Raw genomic sequence first — 25,513 nt, forward strand, 5'->3', positions numbered from 1 at the left:
CCCGGCGTTTTTTTACCGCTGTTTCACGCACCGCGCACTAGGCTCGTCGCTCCGTGACGAATGGCCTAATTCGTCCGCGCCGGGCCCCCGCCACGCGCGCCGATGCCCGTCGCGGGCCGGCCCGGGCCGCCGGCCGTGACGGACGTCATATTGGGTAACCGTTTTAAATTTCCTAACGTGAATAACGACAGCGAATTTCCGTTGTCTTCGACACGAAGAGGAGTTTATTCATGGACGCGAATTTCATCGGCTCGGTCATTAACGCTTTACCCATGGACCAAATGATCGCCGGCCCTTTAAAGGCGATGATCAGCGCGCAGACGCAGGCCGCGAAGAGCTACGCGGATTTCCTGATGCAGGTCTGCATCCAGGGCGGCAAGGCCGTGGCCGTCCAGTTCGACTACGACGAGACGCTGGTGGACGAAAGCGGCGTGTCGAAAGGCGTCGTGCAGAAGACCATGCGCATCCCGCTGCTCGCGGCGATCGTCCACCCGATCATCGCGATCGAGGAGGGCACGATCGACTTCGAGATGGAGATCACGCAGTCGGAGAAGGCGTCGTCGTCGACCGAGGCCGGCGGCGAATTCCAGGCGAAGCTCGGCTGGGGGCCGATCAGCGTGAGCGTATCGGGGCGCGTGTCGCACAAGGCGGAGCAGACGCGCAGCACCGACACGCGCGCGAAATACTCGATCCATACGCAGGTAAAGCGCCAGTCGCCGCCCGAAGCGCTGATGCGCGTGATCGACTTCCTGACCGAAGCCGCGACCAAGCCGGTGGTCACCGAAGGCAACGCGAAGGACGTGAAGCCGCTGCCGGCGACGCCGACCGACGGCAAGCTGGTCGGCGACGCGTCCGGATCCGGCGGCAGCGCGGCCGCGCCGGCCGCTGCCGGTGCGGATGCCCGGCAGCCGGCGCACGCGTAAGCGCGTGGACCGGCCATGTTCAGGCTCTTCAGACGGTCGCGCCGCGCGGGCGGCGGCACGCACGACGACGGGAATCCGCGTCCGGGCGGCGGCAACGCCCGGCAGGAACCCGACGGGCCGGTCCCGCCGCCGGCCACGCCGGCAGCGGGCCATGCCGGCGCCGGCGCGGGCGCGGGTGCCGCTGCACCGGCGGCGATAGGTGCCGATCCGGCGCGCCACGTGCCGCCCGATGACGCCGGCTGGCCGGCCGGCGCCGCACCGGGCACGCATGACGCACCAGCCACCGCGCCCGACGCGTCCGCCGACAGCCTGCCGCCCGCCCCACCCGCCCCACCCGCCCCTCCGCCCGGCATGCCGGCCGACGACGCGCGCCCGCCGCCGCGCGGCATCGCGCTCGACGAGATCGCGCGCGGGATGCAGCACGCCGCCGCCGCCGCGAACCAGTTGCTCGCGCACCAGTACACGGCCGTGCTCGACCAGTTCTTCGACCGGCGCGACGACGGCCTGCTCGCGCCGCGCGAGGTCACGGTCGCGCTCGACGCGGAGCACACGATGCCGGTGCCGCTCGTCGCGCTCGCCACGCCACGCGGGCTCGCGCTCGACCGGATGATCGTGCACCTGACCGTGCGCGGCGACTTCACCGAGGCGCTGCCGGCCGGCGGCATCTCGGGCGACGACGACCAGCGCAGCCGCTTCTACGTGACGTTCGCGCCGCGTTCGGCGAAAAAGGACGCGCAGGGCAATACGCGGCAGCGCGACACCGAGCATATCGACATCGAAATGCAGTTCGTGGCGCTCGCGCCGCCCGAAGCGATCATGCGCGTGATCGACGAATACACGCATCGCCTGGTGCCGCGCGCACGGCCGGGCAGCAAGGAGAACGACGATGGCGAACCAGCCTGAACGCACCGGTGCGCAGGGCATCGCGCTGATCAAGCAGTTCGAGGGGCTGCGCCTCGCGCGCTATCTCGACGCGGTCGGCAAGCCGACGATCGGCTACGGGCACCTGATCCTGCCGAACGAGCGCTTCACGCGCCCGCTCACGCCCGCCGAAGCGGAGGCGCTGCTGCGCCGCGACCTGCGCGGCGCCGAGCTGAACCTGCGCAAGCTGCTGCACGTGCCGGTCACGCAGCAGCAGTTCGACGCGCTGATGTCGTTCGTCTTCAATCTCGGCGCGGGACGGCTGCGCTCGTCGACGCTGCTGCGCTACCTGAACGCCGGCGCGCGCACGCGTGCGGCCGACCAGTTCCTCGTCTGGAACAAGGCCGGCGGCAAGCCGCTCGCGGGGCTCACGAAGCGCCGCCAGGCCGAGCGCGCGCTGTTTCTGTCATGAGCGCCGTGACGCCGCACCGGCCGAACGTCACGGGTCGCCGCGCATGCCGTTCGCGCCATTTCGCAAGTCGTCGCGTGCCCGTAAGCTGAAACCGTCGCTGAAGTCCGGTCTTGCCGCACCCGATCCGTTACAACGATTCGTCATCCGCCATTCGCCACGACAACAGGAGCCTCGCATGAACATCACCCGCTCGCCCGGCCGCACGATGCCGCCCCGCTTCGCCGTTTCGCTCGCCATGCGCGACGCGCTGCGCACCGTCTGCGTCGCGTTCGCCGCCGCGGCCGCGGTGGCTTCCGGCGCGCCGCAAGCCGTCGCCGCTTCCGCCGATCCGTTGCCCGCCTATGCGGCCGACCTGCAGCGCACGTCGGTGTCGGGGCTGTCGTCCGGCGGCTTCATGGCCGCGCAGTTCGACGTCGCGTTCTCGAGCCGGCTGATCGGCGCGGGCATCGTCGCGGGAGGCCCGTTCTATTGCGCGGGCGTGAACCCGCTGATCCCGCCGGCGGTGGCCGCGACAACGCTGTGCATGCAGCCGATCGGCCCCGCGCCGTCCGCGACCGATGCATGGCGCGCCGCGCGCACCTTCGCGCAGCGTGGCGAGATCGACGATCCGGCCGCGCTGCGCGGCCAGCGCATCTACGTGTTCAGCGGCGCGAAGGATACGGTGGTGTCGACGCGCGTCGTCGACCAGACCGCGCGCTTCTACACGCTCGCGCAGGTGCCGGCCGCGAACCTCCAGTACCGCGCATCGCCGGACGCCGGGCACGCGTTCATCACGAACCGTCCCGAGGACAACGCGTGCAGCGCGAACGCGAGCCCGTATATCGACAACTGCGGCTTCGAACAGGCGCACGACATCGTGCGCTGGATCTACGGCACGCCCGACAAGCCGCTCAATCCGCCGGCCGCGCAGGCAGGCGGCAAGCTGCTGGCGTTCGACCAGCGCGCGTTCGATCCGCGGCGCGCGGCGTCGCTCGGCGATACCGGCTATGCGTACGTGCCGGCCGATTGCGAGCGCGTGACATGCGCGGTGCACGTGGTGTTCCACGGCTGCGTGCAGAACGTCGCGACGGTCGGCGAGCGGATGATTCGCGGCGTCGGCTACAACGAGATCGCCGATACGAACCGGCTGATCGTGCTCTATCCGCAGGTCGAGAAATCGGCCGTCAATCCGCTCGGCTGCTGGGATTTCTGGGGCTATACGAGCGCCAATCCGCTCAACCCGGGCTTCTACCGCCGCGACGCGCCGCAAATGGCCGCCGTGATGCGGATGGTGCAGCGCCTCGGCGCCGCGCGTCAGTAATCGCGTCCCGGCCGCCATCGCGCCGCCATTGCGCCGTCATTGCTCCTTCATCGCGCCTTCATCACGAGGAATCGCCATGTTCTCCACGTTCATCGCCCAATGGGAACGCGCGCACGCCGACGCGCTCCAGCTGTTCGGCACGCTCGCCGCGCAGACGACCGGCACCGGCGGCACGCCCGGCGCCCCCGCGTGGCGCGCGTTCGCGCACACCGCGCTGCTCGCCGGCCACCGCTACACGGATGCCTGCCAGGCCGCGACCGACGCGTTGTGGCGCGGCCAGCTCGAACGGTTCGGGCTCGGCAGTTCGGCCGCCGCAGTCAAGGAGCTGGCGGCGCTGAACGCGGATCTCGCCACGCGCTTCACGCAGAGCCACCTGCAGCATGCGGGCGCGATGGCCGATGCCGCCGCGCAATACCTCGATGATCTCGGCCGCACGCGCGGGCCGGCCGATGCCGCGATGGCGCTCGGCCGCTTCGCCGGCGACCTGCAGGCGCAGGCGCGTGCGCATGCGCTGCACGTCGCGTCGCTCGCGAACGGCGTCCCGCCCGCGCTTGCGCAGTGGGCCGACCGCACGCTGCGCGACGAACGCGGCACGCCCGATCAGGAGCAAGCACCATGAACATCAAGCTACGCTTCATCAATCGCTCGAATGACCTCGGCAACAGCGAAGTCGTGCTGTTCCAGCGCGACGTGATCCCCGATCTCGACGCATTCGCGATCGCGTGGAAGGTGGTTCGCTACTGCGGACGCGACTGCTTTCATCCGTTCGACTACTCGACCGACATCGACGTCGCGCTCGGCGACGAGCACGGCAACTTCTCGCCGCGCGTCACGGCGCCCGCCGGCGTGCGCTTCGTCGTGGACCCGCAGCCGACCGGACGCGGCCGGCTCGTGCCCGACCCGGCCGACGCAGCGGGCGGCGACATCGAGGTCGTCAACCGGATGCGGCGCGGCGCGGTGAACGTCAATGCATTCAGCGCGGGCCGGCTGATCGCGGTGAAGGAAGCGGTCGCGCCCGGGCAGAAGGCCGTGTTCCGCTTCACGCCGACGCTGTGGATCGGCGTGGCATCGCAGGTGCAGGAAAGCCGCGCGCTGCACGCGGCGGTGATGTCGAGCGCGAACACGCAGTTGCCCCTGGCGGGCGTGGCCGCGGCGGACATCGTGATGACGGGCGGCGGCACCGGCGCCGACGCGCAGCCGTTCGCGTTCGCGCTCGAGCACATCGTGCGCGCGTAGCGCCGCCCGATACCGTTTGGACCGGCTTGACGGCACGGCCTCGCGGCCGGGCCGGCGGGAAAGGTGTGCGGCAGACCGACTGCCGTTTTTTTCAAACTCAAGGAGCAACGACGTGGATATCCAACTGAACCTGATCAACCGCTCGAACGACGCGAACAACTCGAGCGTCGTGATCTTCCAGAAGAACGTGGCGACCGACTTCGACGAACTCGCGATCGCGTGGAAGGTGATCCGCAACTGCGGCCAGGGCGACAACCATCCGTTCAAGTTCCCGATGACGATGAGCGTGAGCGCGAGCGACAGCTGGGGCAACTACATGCCGCAGCAGATCGCGAACAACGGCCAGGTGTTCCAGGTCGTGCGCTCCAGCTCCGGCGACGTGCTGCAGCTCGGCGGCGATCCGGGCGCGAGCGCCGAGGTGCAGGTGCGCAACGACCTGCCGGCCGGCGCGATCAACGCGACGATCTACAAGGACGGCAGCGCGCTCGCGCGCAAGACGTCCGTCGCGCCGGGCCAGAAGGCCGTGTTCCAGTTCAAGCCGACGATCTGGATCGGCGTCGCGTCGCAGATCGAACAGGGCGCGCTGATGAATTCCGCCGTGATCTCCGACATCAACACGGAACTGTCGCTGCTCGGCATCGCGAGCGCCGACATCGTGATGACCGGCGGCGGCCCGGGCCCGCGCTCGCTGCCGTTCACGTTCCGGCTGGAAAACGTGGTGATGGCGTAACGGTTCGTGCGCCGGCAACGCATGGCCGGCGCCCTATCAATCAGTTATCCGAATCGAATCAAGGTGACTCATGGACATCAATCTCAACTTCGTCAATCTGTCGAACGACGTCAACAACAGTCAGATCGTGATCTTCCAGAAGAACGTGTCGACGGACTTCGACGAGCTCGCGATCGCGTGGAAGGTCATCACCAACTGCGGACGTGGCGACAACCATCCGTTCGTGTTCCCGATGCTGACGACCGTCTCTGCGAGCGATGCCGACGGGAACTACATGCCGCAAAAGCGCGCGGACAACGGACAGCTCTTCAACGTGTCGCGCTCGACGTCGGGCAACGTGCTCGCTCTGGCCGGCCCGGCGCCGACGTCGCGCGAGATCCAGCTGCGCAACGACCTGAGCCAGGGGGCGATCACCGCGTCGGTCTTCAAGGACAACCGGCTGCTCGCGCACAAGACCGGCATCGTGCCGGGCCAGAAGGCCGTGTTCGAGTTCAAGCCGACGCTGTGGATCGGCACCGCGTCGCAGATCGAACAGGGCGCGGTGATGAATTCGGCCGTGCTGTCCGACATCAACACCGAACTGTCGCTGCTCGGGATCAAGCGCGCCGACATCGTGATGACGGGCGGCGGCGGCGGCACCACCGCGACCGCGTACCAGTTCCGGCTCGCGAACGTGGTGATGGGGTAAGCGGCGCACGCGCGACGGCGAACGGGCGGCACCCGTCACGTCGTCGCGCGCACGCGCGTCAGCCTGCGCGCTGCACGGGCGCCATCTTCGAGAAATATTTCGCACCCGCCACGCAGGCGACCACCACGACCGTCACGACGAGCATCGACGGCGGCACCGTCTCGTGCAGCAGCCCGGCCGCGAGCAGGAAGCCGAAGAACGGCTGCAGCAGCTGCAACTGGCCGACGCCCGCGATCCCGCCGAGTGCGAGGCCGCGATACCAGAACACGAAGCCGATCAACATGCTGAACAACGACACGTACGCGAGCCCCCACAGCGCGGCGGCATCGACGCCGTCGAACGTCGCGGGCCACGTGAGCCCCGTGAGCGGCAGCATCACCGGCAGCGACAGCACGAGCGCCCACGAGATCACCTGCCAGCCGCCGAGCTGGCGCGACAGGCGCGCGCCTTCCGCATAGCCGAGCCCGCACGCGACGATCGCGGCCAGCATCAGCGCATCGCCCACCACCGACGCGCTGCCGCCGTTGCGCAGCGCGAACGCGGCCACCGCGCCGCTGCCGACCAGCGAGAAGATCCAGAACGGCAGCCGCGGCCGTTCGCCGCCGCGCCAGACGCCGAACAGCGCGGTCGCGAGCGGCAGGAGCCCGACGAACACGATCGCATGCGCGGACGTCACATGCTTGAGCGCGAGCGCGGTCAGCAACGGGAAACCGACCACGACCCCGAGCGCGACGATGACGAGCGACACGGTCTCGGCGCGCGTCGGCCGCTTCTGCTTCAGCGCGACGAGCAGCATCAGGCCGAGCACGCCGGCGATCGTCGCGCGCGCGAACGTAAGGAACAGCGGATCGAGCCCCTGCACCGCGATGCGCGTCGCCGGCAGCGAGCCACTGAAGATGATCACGCCCAGCAGGCCGCTGAGCCATCCGTCGGTCGTCTTTTGCACGGGAAATCCTGGTCGAAAAATGGGTGGATGACCGATGATCCGCCGTGCGCGAAAAGCGCGTAAGCTACAGCCCAATACAATTCCGACAAACTGTACTGGACAACCCACCGTACAGTTCCTTCCCGCCATGAGCCGTTCCGTGCAAAGCCCTGCCCCGCCCGCGCCGTCGCGAACGCGCGTGGAAACCGTGATGGACACGCTGCGCGCGCGGATCGCGAGCCGCGCGCTGATGCCCGGCGCGCGCGTGCCGTCGATCCGGATGATGGCCGATGGGCTGCACGTGTCGAAATCGACCGTCGTCGATGCGTATGAGCGGCTCGCGAGCGAAGGCGTGCTGGTCGCGCGGCGCGGCTCCGGCTTCTACGTGTCGGGCCATGCGCCGCCGCTCGCGCTCGCCGAGCTCGGCCCGCGCCTCGATCGCGAACTCGATCCGCTGTGGCTGTCGCGCCAGTCGCTCGAGGCGGCGCCGAACTCCGTGAAGCCCGGCTGCGGCTGGCTGCCGTCGTCGTGGCTGCCGGACGAGAGCCTGCGCCGCGCGCTGCGCGCGGTATCGCGCGACGAACCCGACGCGCTGACCGACTACGCGACGCCGCTCGGGCTGCCCGCGTTGCGCCAGCAGCTCGCGTGGCGGCTCGCGCAGCACGGCGTGCAGGCGGAGCCCACGCAGATCATGCTGACCGACGGCGGCACGCATGCGCTCGATCTCGTGTGCCGGCTGCTGCTGGAGCCGGGCGATACCGTCGTGCTCGACGACCCGTGCTACTTCAACTTCCAGGCGCTGCTGCGCGCGCATCGCGCGCGGATCGTCAGCGTGCCGTACACGCCGAACGGCCCCGATCTCGCGCGTTTCGAACAGGTGCTCGCCGAGCACCGGCCGCGCCTGTACATCACCAACTCGGCGCTGCACAACCCGACCGGCGCGACGCTCGCGCCGCCGGTCGCGCACCGGCTGCTGACGCTGGCGGCCGAGCACGGCCTGCTGATCGTCGAGGACGACATCTTCGCGGATTTCGAAAGCACGCCCGCGCCGCGCCTCGCGGCGTTCGACGGGCTGTCGCGCGTCGTGTCGATCAGCAGCTTCTCGAAGACACTGTCGGCCGCGATCCGCTGCGGCTATGTCGCCGCACGCCCCGAGTGGATCGACGCGCTCGTCGACCTGAAGCTCGCGACGTCGTTCGGCAATGCGCAGATCGGCGCGAACGTCGTGCACCGGCTGCTGGTCGACGGCACGTACCGGCGCCATCTCGACAGCCTGCGTGCGCAACTGGCTGATGCGATGGGCGAAACGATCCGGCGGCTCGCGCGCGCCGGGCTCGGGATCTGGACAGAGCCGCGCGGCGGCCTGTTCGTGTGGGCGGAACTGCCGGATGGCCTCGATGCGGCGCGGGTCGCGCGTCATGCGCTCGATCATGATGTCGTGCTCGCGCCAGGCGACGTGTTCAGCGCGTCGCACAGCGCGACGTCGTTCATGCGCTTCAACGTGTCGCGCTGCAAGGGGCCGGCGGTATTCGATGCGCTGGCGCGGGCAATGGACGCGGCGCGGGCGGCCGAACGCAGCGGCCGCACGCTGGCCGGCCAACGATGAACGCCGACCGCGGCGGGGCGAATGACCGCCCCGCCACCGCTCTCATCGCTCCGCCGCGTGCGCCCTCGCCCGCACCTCGGCGAACGTCGTATCGACCAGCATCCGCCCCGTGTCGAACACCGTTTCGAGCGCGTCGTCCCACTCGCCTTCCAGCGCACGATCGTCCCACGCGACCGGCAGCGCGACCGTCCGGTACTCGCCCGTGCGCCGATTACGCAGCAATGTCAGCCGCCCCTTCTTCGAGCGCTTGCCCTGATCGGTGACCGGATCCTTGCGGACGTCGTGCCAGACGCCGTCACGCCGGATCGCGGAGCACTTCATCGCGAAGCGCTGCGTATCGCGATTCACCTGCTGCAGCAGCGCGCCACCCATCCCGAACACGACGTTGCCGGCCGCATAGCCCGCGTCGTCGAGCGCGGCGAGGATCGCGCCGATCGACAGCTCGTCGACGCCGTCGCCCTGAATCACGCGCACGCGGTTCAGCACGCGTCGCCCCTTGCCGTTCACGGTCGAACCGAACGATGCGTCGAGCGAACGCACGGTCTGCAGCACGATCGTCACCGGGTCGCCCGAATCGGGACGCACGACGAGCGTCGCGCCCGAATCGATCACCGCCTGGCGCAGCGGACCGCCCCACATTTCAAGGGCGGCGAACAGATCGTAGGAGTCCGACACGACCGACACGATCGCGCCGGGCAGACCGAACCGGCTGATCATGTTCCGGTACGCATCGGCTTCGTGCTCACGCCCCCACGACGTGATCGTGCTGTGCTCGGCCGCCGGCACCGAGTACGCGGCCATCGGCTCGCGATAGAAGCGGTTCGCGGCCAGCACGCCGAGCACCGTGTCCGAACCCATGAAGCTGACGAGGTGCGCGGCGCCGCCGATCGCGGCCGATTCCGCGCTCGATACGCCGCGCGCGCCGAAGTCGTGCAGCTTGAACGGCAACTGGGCGAGATCGTCGTCGGTCTTCTCGAGAAAGTGGCGGATCGTCTGCCGTAGGTGCCAGCTGCGCGTCGCGACCGTCACCGGATACCACACGCGCAGCAGCATCGTCTCGAGATACGACGCGAGCCAGAACACCTTCGGGTCGTCGCATTCGACGGTCATCAGCACGTTGTGCACCGGAACGATCGAGCCCTCGGGCACCGCGCGAATCCTCACGGGCAGGTAGCCGTCGTAGTGCTCGACGACATGACGCCACCCGTCCTCGTTGAACGGCTCGCCGTGCACCGCGAAGAAGTCGCGCGCGTCGTCGATCATCGCGTGCGTGACGGGCCGGCACAGATATTCCTTCAGCAGCATCTGCAGGCCGAAGAACAGCGTGCGGTCGTAGCGGCCGCCGCGCGATTCGACGTACGAGAACATCGCCTGCGCGTCGGGCGGATATTGCAGGAAGTGGGAAGCCTTGTACGAATCCGTGTTGAGGATCGGATTGGCGAGAACCGCGGCAAAGCCGCCGGGATCGTTTTGCATGGCTAGAGCTCCTCTAGGCCGTTGAAGTGCCGCCGCGTCTGTCGCAGCGGACCGGTATCCGGGGAATCAGCGGATCACAGCTTCCCCAGGAAGTGATACGCGATCTCGAAGTGATCCTCGAACATCACGTTGCGCATCTGCGCGAATTCGTTGAGCGGCACCCAGCGCGCCTTGTCGGCGTCGTCGCTGCCCTTCACGCGCGGCAGCTCGCCGGTCGGGAAGTTGAACAGGCAAGCATGCGTGATCGTGCGGCCGCGCAGCGAGCGGGTCGGATGATCGAACACCTGGCGATCCTTGATCGAGCCGCGCAGCACGGGCTCCGGCAGCTTCAGGCCGGTTTCCTCGCGCAGTTCGCGGATGCACGCGGCGTCGAGCCGTTCGTCCTGCTCCACGAAGCCCCCCGGCAGCGCCCACAGGCCGCGGCCCGGTTCGCTGCGCCGGCGCACGAGCAGGATATGGCCCGAGTGCACGACCACCGCGTCGACCGTCACGAACGTGACCGGATACGGTGCGGCCGCCCATGCCTTGCGATACGCGGCGATGAACTCGGCCTCGGCCTTCAGCTGCGCGAATTCCGGCTGCGTGCGGAAACGCTCGAGCCAGCCGAACACGGGTTCCGGCACCGCCCATTGCACGAAGCTGTTGGTGCGTTCGGCGAAATACTGGTCGCGGATTTCGGTTGCGGAAATGTCTTCGGTCGCATCGACGTCAACGAGCTCCCATTGCGGGAACATCCGCAGGTAATACGACGTGGCGTCCTTCTCATGGCCGATCAGCCCGACCTTGCGTTGCGCGATGCTGCCGAGTGCGTCGGCCACGGCATCCTGCACCCAGCGCACCCAGTCGCCGTCGTTGTACGTCGAGTCCTGCACGGGCGCGATCGTCACGCGTTCGCGTTCGGACGCATCGAGCAGCGAGGCCAGCATCTGGCGGCGCTCGTCGAACGAGAACGGATCCTTGATGGTGCGGGGCTTGTCGGTCGAGCCGATCAGCACGCACACGCGCTCGGCCCGGCTCAGTGCCGACTTCAGCACGTTCAGGTGACCACGATGCGGAGGCTGGAAACGACCAATGAAAACGAGCGCGTCGAAGCGCCGGTTCTGTTGCGTACTCATGAGGCTCCCTCAAGAGATTGAAACGCTTCGGGTCTTTCCCGAAGGCATGGAATCGATCGTAGGGGAATTCCCGGAGAAGGTCAATCGAGCCTGCGCTCGACTTGACGAAGTCTGACGAAACGCGCGGTTTTGGCGCGTTACACTCGATTTCATCCCAATCCGCGCCGGTGCACCCGCCATCCATCATGAGAATTTCAGTGAGTCGGATCGTCGGCGTCGATCGCAGGCGCCTCTTCACGTGGTCGCAGGACTACGCGCGGCGGCTCGTGTGGGACAGCTTCCTTGCCGACGCCTATCTGCCCGACGGAATGACCGCCGACGTCGGCGTCGACGCGTTCTGCCGCAGCCAGTCGGGCGCGACGATGGTGTCGCGCTACATCTCGTACCGTCCGCCGCAGGTCGCGGCCGTCGAAATGGTCGACGGGCCGATGGTGCTCGAATGCTTCAGCGGCAGCTGGAACTTCACCGAGCGTACCCCGGGCACGACCGAAGTGAAGTTCACGTACCACTTCCGCGCGCAGCCGGCGTGGCTGCGCTGGCTGCTCGAACCGCTGATCGGCGCGTTCTATTTCGTGCACACGCGCCGGCGTCTCGACTCGTTCAAGCGCTGGGCCGAGGCCGAAGCGCTGCCGCGCTGAGCGCCGCTCACGCGACGCCGCGCGCGACCTGCTGCCGGACCTGCGCGTGCGTGCCGAGCGCGGCGGCAATCGCGTCGACTGCATCGGCCGCGCGCGCGGCGCCGCACATGAACGCGTCGACGGCCGCGAAGCCGTGCTCGGGCCACGTATGAATCGTGATGTGTGACTCCGCGAGCAGCACGACACCCGTCACGCCGTGCTCACCGCCGAAATGATGGAAGTGCGCGCCGATCATGCGCGCACCGGCCCGCTGCGCGGCGTCGGCGAGAATCGCTTCGAGCCGCGCCGCATCGCGCAGCAGCGCCGCGTCGATGCCGGCGAGATCGGCCAGCACGTGCGAGCCGAGCGTCGCGCGCGGCGGGGCGATACACTCGTGCGCCGTCATTTGTGCGACCCGTACGACGAGTAGCCGCTGCGCGCCGACGAACTGCCCCACCCGCTGCCGACCGAACTCACGCCGCCCAGCGACGTGCAACTGAACAACGTGACGACGATCAGCCCGTAGAGTCCATAGAGGATGTGACGCATCAGCTGTTGCCCCCATCCGATGCGAAGCCTTTCCACAGCCATTCAGGCAGCCACAGCACGAGCAGGCCGACCAGCACGAAGACGGAGCGGCCGCTGAACGAGAACAGCGAGCCGATGTTGAAGATCACGAGCAACGCGCTGAACACGAACGGCAGCGGCGCGAAGCTGTGCGGGTACTTTTCATCGAAGAGGCCCGTCGACTTCCCGGCCGAACCCGTTGCGGGCACAACGGCCGTCGTCTTGAGCGCCGGCGTGGCGAAGCGTTCGGCCAGCGCGCTGGCCGACAGCGGGCGCGCGCGCGACCACACGATCTCGGCGGCGCTGCGCTCGCGCGTGAGCTTGTCCTTCTGCCAGCCGTAGTCGGCGATCGACGTGCGGTCGCCGACCTGTACGCGCCAGTTGAACGCGCCGACCACGTACACGACTTCCGAGTCGTACGTCTCGCGCAGTCGATAGGTCTTGCCGTCGTCGGTCACGTCGGACTCGCCACCGATCGTCGGCCAGTGATCGAGCACCTGCACGCGCTCCCAGCGCCCTTCGCTCTGTACGAGCCACAGGAAGCCGCGCTTCGGGTTCAGCAGCAGGTACTCGTCCCACGTCTCGTCGTCGCCCGGCACGCGGCAACGCATCATGCCGATCACCGTGTACTTCACGCCGTCGAACATGCCGGTCGCACCAAGCTCCAGCGCGCCCTTCACCGCATCGAGCCTGCGCTGCGCGGCGAAGACGGTCTGCTGCTCGGCCGTGCATTGCACGCCCGCGTGGCAGCTGCCGCACACGACGTAGTCGGCGAGGTTCGGCGCAAACGACAGCGGCGCGCCGCAGCTCGGGCACGCGAACGGCACCATCGCCGCGCCGCGTTTCTCGCGCGTATCGGTTTCGATATCGCGCAGCGCGGTGAACGCGAGCGCGTCGAACTCCAGTGCCTCGCCCGTATAGACGGCAGGACTCCCGCCATTCGCATCGGCGTCGGAATAGTCGTAGGTGGCGAACGCGTTGCCGGTGCGCAGGTCGACGACGCGCGCCTCCCAGCCCGCATCGACACGGAACGGCAACTCGCCGTCGCCGCCCGTACAGCGTGCGGTGCGCACGTCGGACACGAGATACGCGCGGCCGCCGTGATCGATCCGCATGCCGGGTTCGAGCGTGCCGAACGCCGGCCACGCGCCGCCGGACGCATCGTCGGGCTCGCGCACCGTGACCGCGTACTGGCCCGACGCATCCGACAGCCAGCCGAACGCGCCGTCGTCGAACACGACGTACCACTCGCTCCACGTGCCGGCGTCGTAGGTCATCTGGATGCGGCCGAGCACGGTGAACGCGCGCTTGCCGTAGCGGCCGGCCGTGCCGATCTGGATCGGCGACGCGTCGTCGAGCACCGTGGCGAGCTCGCCGATGCGTTCGACGTCGGCGCCGCGCTTGAGCAGCGTGCTGCGACAGAACGCGCAGACGGCCATCACCGCCGCCGCCGAGCGAAACTCGACCGGCGCGCCGCACTGGGGGCACGAAGTACTGAACATGCGTGACGCTTACCGGGTGAGCTTCGCGAGGATTTCCGCCTTCGCGCGCGAATAGTCTTCTTCGGTCACGAGACCCTTGTCGAGCAGGGCCTTCAACTGCTCGAGGCGCTGCACGTAGTCGGTCCCTTCGGCCGGTGCGGTCGGGGCGGCCGGCTGCGCAGCCGCAACCGGTGCCGCGACGGGCGCGGGCGGCGCCGCTTGCGCCGCGTGCGCGGCGCCCGCGATCTGGCCGGCCATCGCCTGGCCGATCACCGCGCCGGCCGCGAGCCCCGCGCCGACGCCCGCGATGCCGCCCGGGTTCTGCGCGGCCAGCGGGATCGCCTGCGCGGTCTGGTATTGCGTCGCGCGGGCGAGATCGCCGGCCATCCCCGCGCCGATCCGCAGGTCGAGCGCCTTCTGCAGCTCGGCCGGCAGCGACACGCTTTCGACCGCGAACGCATCGAGCGCGAGGCCGTAGCGCGTGAATACCGGCACCAGCGCCTCGGCGACGCGTTGCGACAGCAGCGTCTGGTTCGCGGCCATGTCGACGAACGGCACGTCGGCCGAGCCGAACGTCGTGCTCATCGCGGTGACGACCAGGTTGCGCAGCTGCTGTTCGAGATCGTCGACCGTGTACTGCGCGCGCGTGCCGCTCACCTCGCGGTGGAACGCGGCCGCATCGACGATCCGGTACGAGTAGATGCCGAACGCGCGCAGCTGCACGAAGCCGAATTCGCGATCGCGGATCGTCACCGGCTGCGCGGTGCCCCAGCGCCGGCCGAGCTGCAGCCGGGTGCTGAAGAAGTAGACGTCCGACTTGAAAGGAGACTGAAAGAACTTGTCCCAGTTCTTCAGGTACGTGAGCACCGGCAGCGTGCGCGTTTCCAGTTTGTACAGCCCGGGCTGGAACACGTCGGCGACCTTGCCTTCGTTGACGAAGATCGCGACCTGCGTTTCGCGCACGGTCAGCTGGCCGCCGTACTGGATCTCCTGGTCTTCCATCGGATAGCGCCAGGCCAGCACGCCGTCGGTGTCTTCCGTCCATTGCAGGACGTCGATGAACTGCTTGCGGATAAACGAACCCAGACTCATGTCGGTCTCCTCGAACGCGTGGCGCGTCAGGTCAGGCAGGCGGCATTGATGATGCCGACGACGAGCGATGCGGTGCCCATCAGGCCGCCCATCGCGACGTTGCGATCCTCGATCGCGTGGTTCATGCCGGCAATCAGGCGGGTCAGCACCGCATAGGTGACGAGCTGCACGGCCATCGCGCCGATGGCCCACAGCACGACTTCGCCGAGCGTCGAATTGTGCGCGATGCTGGAGGCGAGCGTCAGGCAGAAGCCGATCAGCGCGCCGCCGAACGACAGCGTCGCGGCCGGGTTGCCGGCGCGGATCAGTGCCAGTTCGTCGAACGGGGTGACCTTCAGGTACACTGCCGCGAACACAAAAAGCAGCACGAACGCCGACAGTAAATGGACCGCATAAAGATAGGCACTATTCATTCTTTTCCTCGGATTTTGTGCTCGCTTCGCCGCCCCCTCTCCGGTCGGCCCATGGAGCGCCGCCCCGCGCCCGGCCGCCCCACGGATAGCCGCGCCAGTATATCCACATTGACGAACACTGCACAACGGACGCGCCATGCTGCATAAGCGCGCGCTCGTCCTGTCGATTCTCGTGCTCGCGTCGTGCGGGCTCGGCTACGAACTGATCAGCAGCGCGCTGGCGAGCTACCTGCTCGGCGATTCGATCCTGCAGTTCTCGTCGGTGATCGGCTGCTACCTGTTCGCGATGGGGATCGGCTCGTGGCTCGCGAAGTTCGTCGAGGACGACGACGTGCTCGACCGCTTCGTCGACATCGAGCTGCTCGTCGGCCTGCTCGGCGGTGTGTCGGCCGCGCTGCTGTTCGCGGTGTTCGGCTGGCTGGCCGCGCCGTTTCGCGCGGCGCTCTACGCGCTCGTGCTCGCGCTCGGCCTGCTGATCGGGATGGAGATCCCGCTCGTGATGCGTGCGTTCCAGCAGCGCCGTCAGGCGTTCCGCCATACCGTCAGCGAGGTGCTGACCTTCGACTATCTCGGCTCGCTCGCCGTGTCGCTGATCTTCCCGCTCGTGCTCGCGCCGCGTCTCGGCCTGTTGCGCACGAGCTTCCTGTTCGGGCTGCTCAACGCGTTCGTCGCGCTGTGGACCACGCACCTGTTCCGCGACGAGATCCGCAACGTGCGCGGCAAGCTGATGCGCGCATCGCTCGTGATCGGGCTGCTCGTCGCCGGCTTCGCGCTGTCGGACCGCATCACGCACTGGGCCGAACACGGCGTGTACGGCGACGAGACGGTCTATTCGGAAACCACGCCGTACCAGCGCATCGTGCTCACGCAGTGGCACGACGACATGCGGCTGTACCTGAACGGCAACCTGCAGTTCTCGTCGCGCGACGAGCATCGCTATCACGAGGCGCTGATCCATCCGACGATCGAAGCGCTGCCGTGGGCGAAGCGCGTGCTCGTGCTCGGCGGCGGCGACGGCCTCGCGGTGCGCGAACTGCTCAAGCACCGCAACCTCGAACAGATCACGCTCGTCGATCTCGATCCGGCGATGACGAAGCTGTTCTCCACCTCCGTGCCGCTCGTGAAGCTGAACCAGGGCGCGCTGAAGGACCCGCGCGTGCAGGTGATCAACGCCGACGCGGTGCGCTGGCTCGAAGCGAGCGCCGACGTGTACGACGCGATCGTCGTCGACTTCCCCGACCCGACCAACTTCGGGCTCGGCCGGCTGTATTCGGTGCCGGTGTTCCGGCTGCTCGCGCGCCACCTGTCGGAGAACGGCTATGCGGTAATCCAGTCGACGTCGCCGTATTTCGCGCCGCACGCGTACTGGACGATCGTCGCGACGCTGCACGAAGCCGGGCTCAACACGTGGCCGTACCACTGCTACGTGCCGTCGTTCGGCGACTGGGGTTTCGTGATCGCCGGCAAGCGCCGCGACTTCACCGTGCCGACGCATTATTCGGTGCCGACGCGCTGGCTCGACGCGCAGACGGCCGTCGAGATGTTCCACTTCCCGGCCGACATGCCGGCGCGGCCGATGTCGCCGAACGAACTGAACGACCAGCCGCTCGTGCGCCGCTTCGACGACGACTGGAAGCACGTGCTGCGCTGATGGATCGCCGCACCTTCCTCGTCGCGTCCGCCGCCGCGTCGCTCGCCGCATGCGGGCGCACCGGCTGGATCGAGACGACGCCGCGCGTCGGCTACCCCGGCATGCGCGAAGGCCACGCGCTGCGCGACCACGCGGCGCTGCCGCCGCCGTCCGGCACGATCGAGACCGACGTCGCGATCCTCGGCGCCGGCGCGGCCGGCCTGTCGTGCGCATGGCAGCTCGCGCGCGCCGGTCATACGCGCTTCGTCGTGCTCGCGGGCCCCGAATTCGGCGGCAATGCGGCCGGCGGCCGCTTCGGCGAGCTCGGCTATCCGAAAGGCGCGCACTACCTGCCGCTGCCGTCGCTCGAATCCGCGCATCTGCGCGACATGCTCGCCGATCTCGGCGTCATCGAGTCGGCGCCGTTCTCCGCGCAACCCGTGTATGACGAACGCGTGCTCGTGCACGCGCCCGACGAACGGCTGTTCATCCGCGGCGAGTGGCAGGACGGCATCGTGCCGGCGACCGGCCTCGACGCCGACGCGCTCGCGCAGCAAACGCGCTTTTTCGCATACACGGACGGCCTGCGCACCGCGCGCGGCGCGGACGGCCGCAAGGTGTTCTGCATTCCGATCGCGGAATCGTCACGCGACGCGCGCTGGCGTGCGCTCGACCGGCGTTCGTTCAAGCAGTGGCTGCTCGACGAGGGTTACACCGCGAACGCGCTGCACTGGTACCTGAACTACTGCTGCCGCGACGACTATGGCGCGGGCTACGAGCATGTGTCGGCGTGGGCGGGGCTCCACTATTTCTCGGCACGCGGCGGCCATGCGCGCAATGCGAGCGACGGCGCGGTGCTGACCTGGCCCGACGGGCTGCATGCGATGGTGACGAAGCTGAGCGATTCGATCACCGCGCGCACCGGTTCGAACACGTGGTCGCGGGACGGCTTCGCCGTGCGCGCGACCGAACGCGCGGGCGGCGTCGACGTGCTGTGCGCGCGCGTCGCCGACGACGGCACGCTGTCGACGTTCACGCTGAAGGCGCGACGCGTCGTCAGCGCGATGCCGCTGTTCGTCGCGGCGCGCGTGTTTCCGCAGCTTCAAGCGTACGGCTTCGATCCCGCGCGCGACCTGCCGCCACGCGCGCCGTGGCTCGTATCCAACTTCCTGCTCGACGGGATGCCGGCCGAGGAAGCCGGCGTGCCGCTCGCGTGGGACAACGTCGTCTACGACGGCGCGGGGCTCGGCTATGTGGTGTCGACGCACCAGCTGATCCGGATGTCGCCGCCGACGCGCTCGGTGTTCTCCGCCTACCAGGCGTTGAGCACGCGCACGCCGGACGACACGCGCCGCTGGCTCGCGCAGGCGAAACCCGACGCGTTGCGCGAGCAGGCGGCGATCGACCTGCAGGCCGTGTACGGACGCGAGCTGTGGAAGCATGCGAGCGCGCTCGAGATCACCGTGCGCGGTCATGCGATGGCGACACCCGACGTCGGCTTCCTGAGCCGGCCGGGGCTGCTCGCGCTGCGCGAGGCCGACGGCCCCGTCGTGTTCGCGCATGCGGATCTGTCCGGGCTGTCGCTGTTCGAGGAAGCGTCGTACTGGGGCGTGCTCGCGGCCCGCCGCGTGCTCGCCTGAGCGCCGGCTGCCGGCGCACGCGGCGGCGCGCATTCCGTCATTGCGGCGCCGCCGGCAACCGCTATAATCGCGCGACATTCCGACTGCATTGAGCAGGCCGACGGTGCCGGGCCATTCGCCGCGCCGCATCCCCTCCTCGACAACAACAATGACACACCGAACCGTTCGACGCCTTCGCCCGTTCGCTCGCGCCGCCGCGCGCCTGCTCGCGTGCGCCCCGCTGCTGGCCGCGCCGCCGGCGCTGCATGCGGCCGATGCCGCCAGCCCGGACGCGCAGCCCGCGTCCGGCCGCTACATCGTCGTCGACACCGGCCATACGCCGGCCCATCCGGGTGCAACCGGCGCGAGCGGCCGCGTCGAATACCGGTACAACCTCGATCTGTCCACCGCCGTCGCCGAGAAGCTCGCCACGCACGGCGACCGCGTGCTGCGTACGTCGGCCGACGGCCGCGAGATCACGCTCGACCAGCGTTCGACGCAGGCGCCCGACGCGAACCTGTTCGTGTCGATCCATCACGATTCGATGCAGCAGCAGTTCATCGACGCGGGGCGGCAACGCGAATTCCGCGGTTTCGCCGTGTTCGTGTCGGAGCGCAATCCGCACTATGCGGAAAGCCTGCGTTGCGCGAAGTCGATCGCCGAGCGGATGATCGCGGCCGGCGAACGGCCGTCGCTGTATCACGCGCAGCCGATCAAGGGCGAGAACCGCCCGCTGATCGATCCGCAACTCGGCATCCATCGCTTCGACGATCTCGTCGTGCTGCGCACCGCGCCGATTCCGGCCGTGCTGGTCGAGGCCGGCGTGATCGTCAATCCCGACGAGGAAAAGCGTCTCGCGCAGCGCGAGACGATCCAGCGTCTCGCCACCGCGATCGCGGGCGGGATCGATGCGTGTACGGCGGCCAGGTAGAGGCTGGCGCCGGTCGATTTCAACGGTTTTTACCCAGAGGAGCCCCACCATGAAGAAAAAGAATCTGCTTGCATCCTTTGCGCTGCTCGCGCTTGCCGTTCCGTTCGCCGCGCATGCGGCCGGCTGCGGGAAACCGCGCAGCGCGTTCGATCAGGTGTATTGCAGCAGCAACGAGTTCTCGCAGCTCGACCGCGAACTGAACGATCAGTACGGCCGCGTGCGCAAGCACCTGAGCGGCGACCAGCAGGCGAAGCTCAAGACGAGCCAGCTCGCGTGGATGAAGCAGCGCGACGACCGCTGCAGCGAAACGCGCGACGACGGCTACCTCGTGAACCTCCAGTGCGCGATCGACGCGACGCAATCGCGCCTGTCGTTCCTGCGCGAACGCGAGCGCGAGTGCTCGAGCACCGGGTGCGTGACGGCGAAGCTCGGGGAGTAAGCGCTGCGCGGGTGTCGTGCCGTGAATCGCTTCGCGGCGCGGCACCCACTTCCCCACCATATTCGTTGCGGAGTACGCATGGCATCGAATACGACGATCGACATCCGCGCCGCCACGCCCGCCGACGCGCCGATCATCGCCGACATCCACGTCGCATCGTTGCAAGCGACCTACCCGGGCATCATGCCCGCGCCGTTCCTCGCCGCGCTGTCGGTCGAACAGCGCGCCGCCGCCTGGCGCGCTGCGCTTGACGCGGGGCGGCCGCGTGTCGCGCTCGCCTTCACGGAAGACACGCCATCGGGCTGGATCGCCTATGGCCCGACACGCGACGCCGACAAGGACGCGACCTGGGGCGAGATCGAAGCGATCTACCTGCATCCGTCGCATTGCGGACGAGGAATCGGCGCCGCGCTGATCGCTCACGCATGCCGATCGCTGCATGACGCCGGCCACGAATGGGTGTCGCTGTGGGTGCTGGTCGAAAATCGTCGCGCGAAGGCGTTCTACGAACGCGAGGGCTTTATCGCCGAGCGCGACATCAAGACGTTCGAGATCGACGGCGTACCGATCGAAGAGGTCCGCTATTGGCGCGCGCTACCGTAGCCGGGCCATTCATCCCGCGCCGCCCTCCCCGTAACGCCCCGCATCCCTTCGCTCCATTTCTCCCCGCGTTCGACGCCAATATCGTGCTCGTGTCCACTCCCATCGCGGACACATCCAGACCGATCGATATCGAACCGGAGGCACATCATGCAATACGCATATCGTGGTGAAGACAGTCGGTACGCCCGACCGCACTGCTGATCATGACGCCGGTCGCGACGCCGGCCATCGACGTGCAAGACGACAATCGCTGGATCCCGCTGTCCGAGTATTGAGCGCATTCGATCGCGACGACGCATGCCGATCGCGCGTGACCCGCTGCGGGGTCACGCGTCATGCGCTCACAGAAACCACCGATATTCCCGCGCACCGATCTCGTGGCGAAAATCCAGTTCCTCCTGCCGCTTGTTCTCGCAATACACCATCACGAACTCGCTGCCGAGCCCGTCGCGCACGGCCGCGTGATCCTGCATCGCCGCGACGGCCGACAGCATTTCCTTCGGAAAATCGATCCCGCTGCCGCGATCGTCGTTGAGCGGCGCGATCGGCTCGAGCTGCGCATCGAGCCCGTGCTCCATCCCGGCCAGGATCGCCGCGAGCACGAGGTACGGATTCGCGTCCGCGCTCGCGAGCCGATGCTCGATGCGCAGATTGCGCGCATCCGAATCCGGAATCCGGATGCACGCGTCGCGATCCTCGAAGCCCCAGCTTGCACGGCTCGCCGCGTTCACCATCGATCCATAGCGGCGGAACGCATTGTGATTCGGCGCGAACACCGGCATGCAGTGCGGCAGCAGCGCGAGGCAGCCAGCTACCGCATGCCGCAGCGGCCGCTGCCCGTCCGCGGCGAGCAGGTTGCGGCCCGCATCGTCGTACAGGCTCACGTGCACATGCATCCCGCTGCCCGGCGCATGCAGGTACGGCTTGCCCATGAAGCTCGCGCGATAGCCGTGCCGCAACGCGACGCCGCGCGTGCTGCGGCAGAACAGCGCCGACCAGTCGGCCGCGCGCAACGCATCGTCGGTATGGCCGAAGTTGATCTCGAACTGGCCGGGCCCGAGCTCGGCCGTGATCACCGTCGCGTCGACACCCTGCTCGCGCGCGGCCTCCACCATCTCGTGCAGCACGTCGGAAAACCGCGACAGGCGCTCGATGTGCATGTTCGGCTGATCGTCGCGGTCGTCGCTCAGGCGGTCGCGCGGATACTGCGGCATCCCGTCCGCGAGCTGCGCGGCAAACAGATAGAACTCGAGTTCGAACGCGATGACCGGCCGGATGCCGCGCGCCGCGAACCGCCGCAGCACGCGCGCAAGCACCTCGCGCGGCTCGAACTCGATCGGCGCATCGGTGCCGTCGGAGCTGATCAGCATCTGCGCGAGCGGCTGCCGCTCCCAGCGCACCGGCTTCAGCGTGCCGGGGATCAGGCGGCGCGGCGCGTCGGGGTCGCCGTCGTTGAAGCAGTAATCGCCGATCTTGTAGAGGCCGCCCTGCGTGCCGAGCAGCACGCAGTTCTGCGGCAGCTTCAGCAGCGCACCGGCCACGACCTTCTCGAGCGCATCGATCGGATAGCGCTTGCCGTAGAAGTGGCCCGGCAGGTCGAGACAGATCAGGTCGACATAACGGATCTCGGGATGCGCCTGCCGGAATGCGCGGACTTCATCGACCAGCACGGGAACGACGTCAGCCATGTCTCATCCTTTTCATGTCTTGTATGGCGGTGCCGCATCGCGGCGATCAGTACTGCAAACCGCTGGAACGGCGTAACGGCCCGTCAGGCCGCCGCGCCAATGACTCAGGTGAACACCCAGATCACGCGCGTGAGCGTATCGCCCAGGTTCGCGTAACGAAACCGCTGGTGCGCGGGCAACTGGAACGCGTCGTTCGGGCCGAGCGTGACGGGCGTGTCGTCGCCGTCGATCCAGATCGTCAGCTCGCCTTCGAGCACGAAGCCGCCCTGCTCGTCGCTGTCGTCCACGGAGCGCTCGCCGCTGCTCGCGCCCGGTGCGAGATGGCTCTCGAGGATCGAGAAGCGCGAACGCATGTTCGGCGACACGAGGATGTCCGTGATGCCGGCCGCGTAATACACCGTGCGCCGCTCGTCGGGCCGCGTGACCCACGGCACGCTGCGCGGCTTGCTCAGGCTGTAGAAATACGTGGTCGGCACGCCGAGCGCCTCGCCGATCGCGGTGAGATCGGCCACCGTCGGGCGCGACAGCCCGCGCTCGACTTGCGACAGAAAGCCGACCGAGCGGCCGATCCGTTCCGCGAGATCGTTGAGCGTGACCTTGCGATGCTTGCGCAGGTCGCGGATCAGGATCGCCAGACTTTCTATTTCTTCCTGTTCGTTCATGTCAGATTCCGGTGCGTCAGACGGTGTCAGACGGTATCGCGCAGACGGTACCAAGCCTTGCCGAGCGCTTCCAGCGGCGCGGCGAGGCGGTCGCCGCCGGGGAAGCGCGGGTTGCGGATGCGCTGGTACTGCGCGAGCAGGCGATCGTCGCCGAGCACCGCATCGGCGACCGCGCGGGCACCGGCGAGTGTCGGCAGCACGCCGTGTCCCGAGAAGCCCTGCAGCCAGAAGCGCTGGCCGCGGCGGCCGATGTCCGGCGTGCGTCGCATGCTGATGTCGATATGGCCGCCCCACGCGTAGTCGAGCGGCACGCCGCTCAGTTGCGGAAACACGCGTTCGAGGTGCGGGCGCGTCGCCGCCGCGATGTCGGCAGGTATGCCGCCGAGATACGTGCAGCCGCCGCCGAACAGCAGGCGGTTGTCGGGGCTCAGGCGGAAGTAGTCGGGCACGAACTGGTTGTCGATCACGCAACTGTTACGCGGCAGCAGCGAGCGTGCGACGTCCGGTGCGAGCGGCGCGGTCGCGACCTGATAGGTGCCGACCGGCAGCAGCCGGCGCGACAACTCCGGATCGAGCTGGTCGACGTACGCGTTGCACGCGAGCACGAGCACGTCCGCGCGCACTTCGCCATGCGCGGTGCGAGCAACGTGGCCGCCGGCCGTCTCGCGACAATCGAGCACCCGGCTTTGCTCGAAGATGCGGCCGCCGGCCCGCTCGATCGTCTGCGCAAGACCAAGCGCGAGCTTCAGCGGACTCAGATGGCCGGCCTCGGGATCGTAAAGTGCGGCGAGATAGCGCGCGCTGCCGATCCACTCGGGCATCTCGTCCTGACCGATCACGCGTAGCCGGTCATAGCCCCAGCGCTGCGCCGCTTCGTCTCGCGCCTGCGCGAGCATCGCGACGCGACGCGGGCGCACCGCGGCCCACAGGCTGCCGGGCCGGTAGTCGATGTCGAAGCCGTGACGGGCCGGCAGTTCGCGCACTTCGGCCGCCGCCCAGCGCATGCTGTCCCACAGCAGGCGCGCGCCGTCGCGGCCGAGCGAATCCTCGAGCGGCTGCATGTCGCACGACCAGCCGAGCAATGCCTGACCACCGTTGCGGCCCGATGCGGCCCACGCGACGCGGCTCGCCTCGAGCACGACCACGCGCTTGCCGGCGAGCGCGAGCCGCAACGCCGTGTGCAGCCCGCTGAAGCCCGCGCCGACGACCAGCACGTCGGCGTCGATGCGCTCGTTCAGTTCGGGCCGCAGCGGGATCGGCGCCGGGTAGGTGCCGGCGTAGTAGCTTGCGACGTGACGGTCGGACTGCACGAACATGCGGGCTTCCGTGAAATTTTCGCCGGTTAATTTCATGAAAAATTAGCACGGCAATTTCACAGAGGCAAGGGGGATTGCGCGGCGGGTCGTCAGAGTCCGACGAACCCAGGTTGCGCCGGTCCGGTCGAGAAATTCGCGATGCCTTTGCTGGATCATCGGAGCCGCGTCAAAGTTGACGTTCAGACAGACGATTTCACGCGCACCATCGTATTACCCGTGGCCCACCGCCGTCGTCCGATCAGGATGCCCTCCTGCCGGTTCCGGCGACTTGTTTCGCTCTAAAATGTGGCGCTACATGGCCGGGGTGCCGGATTGTTAAGCAAAAGCATCAATCAAGTGCAATTCCTATGGATCTCAGTGGCGGAGCGGTGATGACGGACCTGAATGGTGATACGACGGACCCGGTCGTCTTTGTCATAGATGACGATAGCGCCGTGCGTGAAGCTGTCGAAACGTTGCTCGATTCCGTCGGCTTGCATGTCGTTTCGTTCGACAGCGCGCACGCGTTCCTCGCCGCCGGCTTGCCGGACCGACCGAGTTGCGTTGTCCTCGATGTTCGCTTGAAGGGGCACAGCGGACTCGCCGTGCAGGAGCACATCGTACGGAACATGCGCTTGCCCGTGATCCTGATGACGGCGCACGGAGATATCCCCATGTCGGTTCAGGCGATGAAGGCCGGTGCGCTCGACTTTCTTCCGAAGCCGTTTCGCGGACAGGACATGATCGATGCCGTGACACGCGCGTTGGAGTCGGATCGCAAGCGCCGCACGTCCGATCGATCGATGGCGATATTGCGGGCATCCTACGACACACTGACGCCGCGAGAACGAACCATCATGACGATGGTCGCCAACGGGCTGCTGAACAAGCAAATCGCGACCGAACTGGGCCTGAGCGAGATCACGGTCAAACTGCACCGCGGGCAAGCGATGAAGAAAATGAAGTCGCCGTCGATTGCCGATTTCGTACTGAAAGCGGAAGCGCTGGGTTTGATCAGCCGCGACGAGCATCTGGCCGCACAGGCCTGAGCGCGCAACGATAAACGAGCCGCGGCGATCGTGACGGCGCCGCGCCAGGTCGCCGAGGGTTGCCGATCGTCATGACGACTCCGTCAGCCATACCT

27 protein-coding genes are annotated in these 25,513 nt (G+C 68.1%); 16 read left to right on the forward strand and 11 right to left on the reverse strand.

Annotated elements, in window-relative coordinates; genetic code table 11:
* Nucleotides 1-230 precede the first annotated feature (230 nt).
* The 8 genes from ACP26O_RS18925 (at nucleotide 231) to ACP26O_RS18960 (ending at nucleotide 6,210) form a co-directional block, all read left to right on the forward strand.
* Nucleotides 231-923 carry a DUF2589 domain-containing protein gene (locus ACP26O_RS18925; protein ID WP_175658928.1) on the forward strand — a complete coding sequence of 231 codons (693 nt, stop codon included), beginning with the start codon at nucleotides 231-233 and terminating at the stop codon, nucleotides 921-923.
* Nucleotides 924-938: 15 nt separating this feature from the next.
* Nucleotides 939-1,826 (forward strand): DUF2589 domain-containing protein, encoded by an 888-nt coding sequence (locus ACP26O_RS18930; protein ID WP_244098948.1) that lies wholly within the window; start codon nucleotides 939-941, stop codon nucleotides 1,824-1,826.
* On the forward strand, nucleotides 1,810-2,256 hold the full coding sequence (locus ACP26O_RS18935; RefSeq protein WP_011659244.1) for a lysozyme: 447 nt from the start codon (nucleotides 1,810-1,812) through the stop codon (nucleotides 2,254-2,256). Before ACP26O_RS18930 ends, ACP26O_RS18935 begins: the two co-directional genes overlap by 17 nt.
* Before the next feature lie 175 nt (nucleotides 2,257-2,431).
* A complete protein-coding gene (locus ACP26O_RS18940; protein WP_175663479.1) occupies nucleotides 2,432-3,556 on the forward strand; it encodes an extracellular catalytic domain type 2 short-chain-length polyhydroxyalkanoate depolymerase in 1,125 nt (374 codons plus the stop codon).
* A gap of 76 nt (nucleotides 3,557-3,632) precedes the next feature.
* Nucleotides 3,633-4,175 (forward strand): hypothetical protein, encoded by a 543-nt coding sequence (locus tag ACP26O_RS18945; protein ID WP_175663478.1) that lies wholly within the window; start codon nucleotides 3,633-3,635, stop codon nucleotides 4,173-4,175.
* The gene (locus tag ACP26O_RS18950; protein ID WP_175663477.1) at nucleotides 4,172-4,792 is read left to right on the forward strand and encodes a hypothetical protein; all 621 of its coding nucleotides are present in this window, start codon (nucleotides 4,172-4,174) and stop codon (nucleotides 4,790-4,792) included. The genes ACP26O_RS18945 and ACP26O_RS18950 overlap by 4 nt, the downstream gene beginning before the upstream one ends.
* A gap of 112 nt (nucleotides 4,793-4,904) precedes the next feature.
* A complete protein-coding gene (locus ACP26O_RS18955) occupies nucleotides 4,905-5,522 on the forward strand; it encodes a hypothetical protein (RefSeq protein ID WP_011659248.1) in 618 nt (205 codons plus the stop codon).
* A 70-nt stretch (nucleotides 5,523-5,592) separates the two neighbouring features.
* The gene (locus ACP26O_RS18960; protein WP_012366530.1) at nucleotides 5,593-6,210 is read left to right on the forward strand and encodes a hypothetical protein; all 618 of its coding nucleotides are present in this window, start codon (nucleotides 5,593-5,595) and stop codon (nucleotides 6,208-6,210) included.
* Nucleotides 6,211-6,268: 58 nt separating this feature from the next.
* Here the strand turns inward: ACP26O_RS18960 and ACP26O_RS18965 are convergent, their stop codons facing one another.
* Entirely contained in the window at nucleotides 6,269-7,156 is an 888-nt protein-coding gene (locus ACP26O_RS18965) for a DMT family transporter (RefSeq protein ID WP_175663476.1), read from the reverse strand.
* Between the two features lie 127 nt (nucleotides 7,157-7,283).
* Here ACP26O_RS18965 and ACP26O_RS18970 point away from each other — a divergent pair, with 127 nt between their 5' ends.
* On the forward strand, nucleotides 7,284-8,741 hold the full coding sequence (locus ACP26O_RS18970) for a PLP-dependent aminotransferase family protein (protein WP_426356391.1): 1,458 nt from the start codon (nucleotides 7,284-7,286) through the stop codon (nucleotides 8,739-8,741).
* A gap of 42 nt (nucleotides 8,742-8,783) precedes the next feature.
* On the opposite strand, the gene ACP26O_RS18975 is transcribed toward ACP26O_RS18970, so the two are convergent.
* Nucleotides 8,784-10,217: a nicotinate phosphoribosyltransferase gene (locus ACP26O_RS18975; RefSeq protein ID WP_175663474.1), complete on the reverse strand. Its 1,434-nt coding sequence runs from the start codon at nucleotides 10,215-10,217 to the stop codon at nucleotides 8,784-8,786.
* A 74-nt stretch (nucleotides 10,218-10,291) separates the two neighbouring features.
* Nucleotides 10,292-11,332, reverse strand: coding sequence for a bifunctional nicotinamide-nucleotide adenylyltransferase/Nudix hydroxylase (locus ACP26O_RS18980; RefSeq protein WP_105786809.1), 1,041 nt, complete (start codon nucleotides 11,330-11,332; stop codon nucleotides 10,292-10,294).
* A gap of 185 nt (nucleotides 11,333-11,517) precedes the next feature.
* On the opposite strand from ACP26O_RS18980, the gene ACP26O_RS18985 reads away from it, so the two are divergent.
* Nucleotides 11,518-11,970 carry an SRPBCC family protein gene (locus tag ACP26O_RS18985; protein WP_175701126.1) on the forward strand — a complete coding sequence of 151 codons (453 nt, stop codon included), beginning with the start codon at nucleotides 11,518-11,520 and terminating at the stop codon, nucleotides 11,968-11,970.
* A gap of 7 nt (nucleotides 11,971-11,977) precedes the next feature.
* Here the strand turns inward: ACP26O_RS18985 and speD are convergent, their stop codons facing one another.
* Genes speD through ACP26O_RS19010 form a run of 5 tightly spaced genes read right to left on the reverse strand, consistent with a single transcriptional unit; the run spans nucleotide 11,978 to nucleotide 15,502 of the window.
* Entirely contained in the window at nucleotides 11,978-12,355 is a 378-nt protein-coding gene (gene speD / locus ACP26O_RS18990) for an adenosylmethionine decarboxylase (protein ID WP_175663472.1), read from the reverse strand.
* On the reverse strand, nucleotides 12,352-12,498 hold the full coding sequence (locus ACP26O_RS18995) for a hypothetical protein (RefSeq protein WP_164714756.1): 147 nt from the start codon (nucleotides 12,496-12,498) through the stop codon (nucleotides 12,352-12,354). The genes speD and ACP26O_RS18995 overlap by 4 nt, the downstream gene beginning before the upstream one ends.
* A complete protein-coding gene (locus ACP26O_RS19000) occupies nucleotides 12,498-14,018 on the reverse strand; it encodes a DUF4178 domain-containing protein (protein ID WP_175663471.1) in 1,521 nt (506 codons plus the stop codon). The genes ACP26O_RS18995 and ACP26O_RS19000 overlap by 1 nt, the downstream gene beginning before the upstream one ends.
* Before the next feature lie 9 nt (nucleotides 14,019-14,027).
* Nucleotides 14,028-15,089, reverse strand: coding sequence for an SPFH domain-containing protein (locus tag ACP26O_RS19005; protein WP_175663470.1), 1,062 nt, complete (start codon nucleotides 15,087-15,089; stop codon nucleotides 14,028-14,030).
* 26 nt (nucleotides 15,090-15,115) lie between these two features.
* Nucleotides 15,116-15,502 (reverse strand): DUF350 domain-containing protein, encoded by a 387-nt coding sequence (locus ACP26O_RS19010; RefSeq protein ID WP_012366539.1) that lies wholly within the window; start codon nucleotides 15,500-15,502, stop codon nucleotides 15,116-15,118.
* Nucleotides 15,503-15,638: 136 nt separating this feature from the next.
* Here ACP26O_RS19010 and ACP26O_RS19015 point away from each other — a divergent pair, with 136 nt between their 5' ends.
* The 5 genes from ACP26O_RS19015 to ACP26O_RS19035 all read left to right on the forward strand — a co-directional run bounded on the left by ACP26O_RS19015 (nucleotide 15,639) and on the right by ACP26O_RS19035 (nucleotide 20,724).
* Entirely contained in the window at nucleotides 15,639-17,153 is a 1,515-nt protein-coding gene (locus ACP26O_RS19015) for a polyamine aminopropyltransferase (RefSeq protein ID WP_175663469.1), read from the forward strand.
* Entirely contained in the window at nucleotides 17,153-18,772 is a 1,620-nt protein-coding gene (locus ACP26O_RS19020) for an NAD(P)/FAD-dependent oxidoreductase (protein ID WP_175663468.1), read from the forward strand. Before ACP26O_RS19015 ends, ACP26O_RS19020 begins: the two co-directional genes overlap by 1 nt.
* 148 nt (nucleotides 18,773-18,920) lie before the next feature.
* Nucleotides 18,921-19,682 carry an N-acetylmuramoyl-L-alanine amidase family protein gene (locus ACP26O_RS19025; protein WP_175663467.1) on the forward strand — a complete coding sequence of 254 codons (762 nt, stop codon included), beginning with the start codon at nucleotides 18,921-18,923 and terminating at the stop codon, nucleotides 19,680-19,682.
* Between the two features lie 49 nt (nucleotides 19,683-19,731).
* A complete protein-coding gene (locus ACP26O_RS19030) occupies nucleotides 19,732-20,121 on the forward strand; it encodes a lysozyme inhibitor LprI family protein (RefSeq protein WP_006751380.1) in 390 nt (129 codons plus the stop codon).
* A gap of 78 nt (nucleotides 20,122-20,199) precedes the next feature.
* Nucleotides 20,200-20,724: a GNAT family N-acetyltransferase gene (locus tag ACP26O_RS19035; RefSeq protein ID WP_175663466.1), complete on the forward strand. Its 525-nt coding sequence runs from the start codon at nucleotides 20,200-20,202 to the stop codon at nucleotides 20,722-20,724.
* Between the two features lie 341 nt (nucleotides 20,725-21,065).
* Here the strand turns inward: ACP26O_RS19035 and ACP26O_RS19040 are convergent, their stop codons facing one another.
* The 3 genes from ACP26O_RS19040 to ACP26O_RS19050 all read right to left on the reverse strand — a co-directional run bounded on the left by ACP26O_RS19040 (nucleotide 21,066) and on the right by ACP26O_RS19050 (nucleotide 24,390).
* Complete coding sequence (locus tag ACP26O_RS19040) at nucleotides 21,066-22,412, reverse strand: glutamine synthetase family protein (protein WP_175663465.1); 1,347 nt, start codon at nucleotides 22,410-22,412, stop codon at nucleotides 21,066-21,068.
* 104 nt (nucleotides 22,413-22,516) lie between these two features.
* On the reverse strand, nucleotides 22,517-23,074 hold the full coding sequence (locus tag ACP26O_RS19045) for a helix-turn-helix domain-containing protein (protein WP_175663464.1): 558 nt from the start codon (nucleotides 23,072-23,074) through the stop codon (nucleotides 22,517-22,519).
* 26 nt (nucleotides 23,075-23,100) lie between these two features.
* Nucleotides 23,101-24,390: an NAD(P)/FAD-dependent oxidoreductase gene (locus ACP26O_RS19050; protein WP_175663463.1), complete on the reverse strand. Its 1,290-nt coding sequence runs from the start codon at nucleotides 24,388-24,390 to the stop codon at nucleotides 23,101-23,103.
* Between the two features lie 371 nt (nucleotides 24,391-24,761).
* Here ACP26O_RS19050 and ACP26O_RS19055 point away from each other — a divergent pair, with 371 nt between their 5' ends.
* Complete coding sequence (locus ACP26O_RS19055) at nucleotides 24,762-25,418, forward strand: response regulator transcription factor (protein ID WP_175663462.1); 657 nt, start codon at nucleotides 24,762-24,764, stop codon at nucleotides 25,416-25,418.
* The last annotated feature ends 95 nt before the right edge of the window (nucleotides 25,419-25,513 follow it).

This window comes from Burkholderia sp. R-40, from assembly GCF_049942845.1.
Taxonomy (GTDB): Bacteria; Pseudomonadota; Gammaproteobacteria; order Burkholderiales; family Burkholderiaceae; genus Burkholderia; species Burkholderia ambifaria.

Excerpts from the sequence above, each read along its gene's own strand:
- ACP26O_RS18925 (WP_175658928.1), top strand. The coding sequence starts at position 231 with ATGGACGCGAATTTCATCGGCTCGGTCATTAACGCTTTACCCATGGAC.
- ACP26O_RS18930 (WP_244098948.1), top strand. The coding sequence starts at position 939 with ATGTTCAGGCTCTTCAGACGGTCGCGCCGCGCGGGCGGCGGCACGCAC.
- ACP26O_RS18935 (WP_011659244.1), top strand. The coding sequence starts at position 1,810 with ATGGCGAACCAGCCTGAACGCACCGGTGCGCAGGGCATCGCGCTGATC.
- ACP26O_RS18940 (WP_175663479.1), top strand. The coding sequence starts at position 2,432 with ATGAACATCACCCGCTCGCCCGGCCGCACGATGCCGCCCCGCTTCGCC.
- ACP26O_RS18945 (WP_175663478.1), top strand. The coding sequence starts at position 3,633 with ATGTTCTCCACGTTCATCGCCCAATGGGAACGCGCGCACGCCGACGCG.
- ACP26O_RS18950 (WP_175663477.1), top strand. The coding sequence starts at position 4,172 with ATGAACATCAAGCTACGCTTCATCAATCGCTCGAATGACCTCGGCAAC.
- ACP26O_RS18960 (WP_012366530.1), top strand. The coding sequence starts at position 5,593 with ATGGACATCAATCTCAACTTCGTCAATCTGTCGAACGACGTCAACAAC.
- ACP26O_RS18970 (WP_426356391.1), top strand. The coding sequence starts at position 7,284 with ATGAGCCGTTCCGTGCAAAGCCCTGCCCCGCCCGCGCCGTCGCGAACG.
- ACP26O_RS18975 (WP_175663474.1), bottom strand. The coding sequence starts at position 10,217 with ATGCAAAACGATCCCGGCGGCTTTGCCGCGGTTCTCGCCAATCCGATC.
- ACP26O_RS18980 (WP_105786809.1), bottom strand. The coding sequence starts at position 11,332 with ATGAGTACGCAACAGAACCGGCGCTTCGACGCGCTCGTTTTCATTGGT.
- ACP26O_RS18985 (WP_175701126.1), top strand. The coding sequence starts at position 11,518 with ATGAGAATTTCAGTGAGTCGGATCGTCGGCGTCGATCGCAGGCGCCTC.
- speD (WP_175663472.1), bottom strand. The coding sequence starts at position 12,355 with ATGACGGCGCACGAGTGTATCGCCCCGCCGCGCGCGACGCTCGGCTCG.
- ACP26O_RS18995 (WP_164714756.1), bottom strand. The coding sequence starts at position 12,498 with ATGCGTCACATCCTCTATGGACTCTACGGGCTGATCGTCGTCACGTTG.
- ACP26O_RS19000 (WP_175663471.1), bottom strand. The coding sequence starts at position 14,018 with ATGTTCAGTACTTCGTGCCCCCAGTGCGGCGCGCCGGTCGAGTTTCGC.
- ACP26O_RS19005 (WP_175663470.1), bottom strand. The coding sequence starts at position 15,089 with ATGAGTCTGGGTTCGTTTATCCGCAAGCAGTTCATCGACGTCCTGCAA.
- ACP26O_RS19010 (WP_012366539.1), bottom strand. The coding sequence starts at position 15,502 with ATGAATAGTGCCTATCTTTATGCGGTCCATTTACTGTCGGCGTTCGTG.
- ACP26O_RS19015 (WP_175663469.1), top strand. The coding sequence starts at position 15,639 with ATGCTGCATAAGCGCGCGCTCGTCCTGTCGATTCTCGTGCTCGCGTCG.
- ACP26O_RS19020 (WP_175663468.1), top strand. The coding sequence starts at position 17,153 with ATGGATCGCCGCACCTTCCTCGTCGCGTCCGCCGCCGCGTCGCTCGCC.
- ACP26O_RS19025 (WP_175663467.1), top strand. The coding sequence starts at position 18,921 with ATGACACACCGAACCGTTCGACGCCTTCGCCCGTTCGCTCGCGCCGCC.
- ACP26O_RS19030 (WP_006751380.1), top strand. The coding sequence starts at position 19,732 with ATGAAGAAAAAGAATCTGCTTGCATCCTTTGCGCTGCTCGCGCTTGCC.
- ACP26O_RS19035 (WP_175663466.1), top strand. The coding sequence starts at position 20,200 with ATGGCATCGAATACGACGATCGACATCCGCGCCGCCACGCCCGCCGAC.
- ACP26O_RS19040 (WP_175663465.1), bottom strand. The coding sequence starts at position 22,412 with ATGGCTGACGTCGTTCCCGTGCTGGTCGATGAAGTCCGCGCATTCCGG.
- ACP26O_RS19045 (WP_175663464.1), bottom strand. The coding sequence starts at position 23,074 with ATGAACGAACAGGAAGAAATAGAAAGTCTGGCGATCCTGATCCGCGAC.
- ACP26O_RS19050 (WP_175663463.1), bottom strand. The coding sequence starts at position 24,390 with ATGTTCGTGCAGTCCGACCGTCACGTCGCAAGCTACTACGCCGGCACC.
- ACP26O_RS19055 (WP_175663462.1), top strand. The coding sequence starts at position 24,762 with ATGACGGACCTGAATGGTGATACGACGGACCCGGTCGTCTTTGTCATA.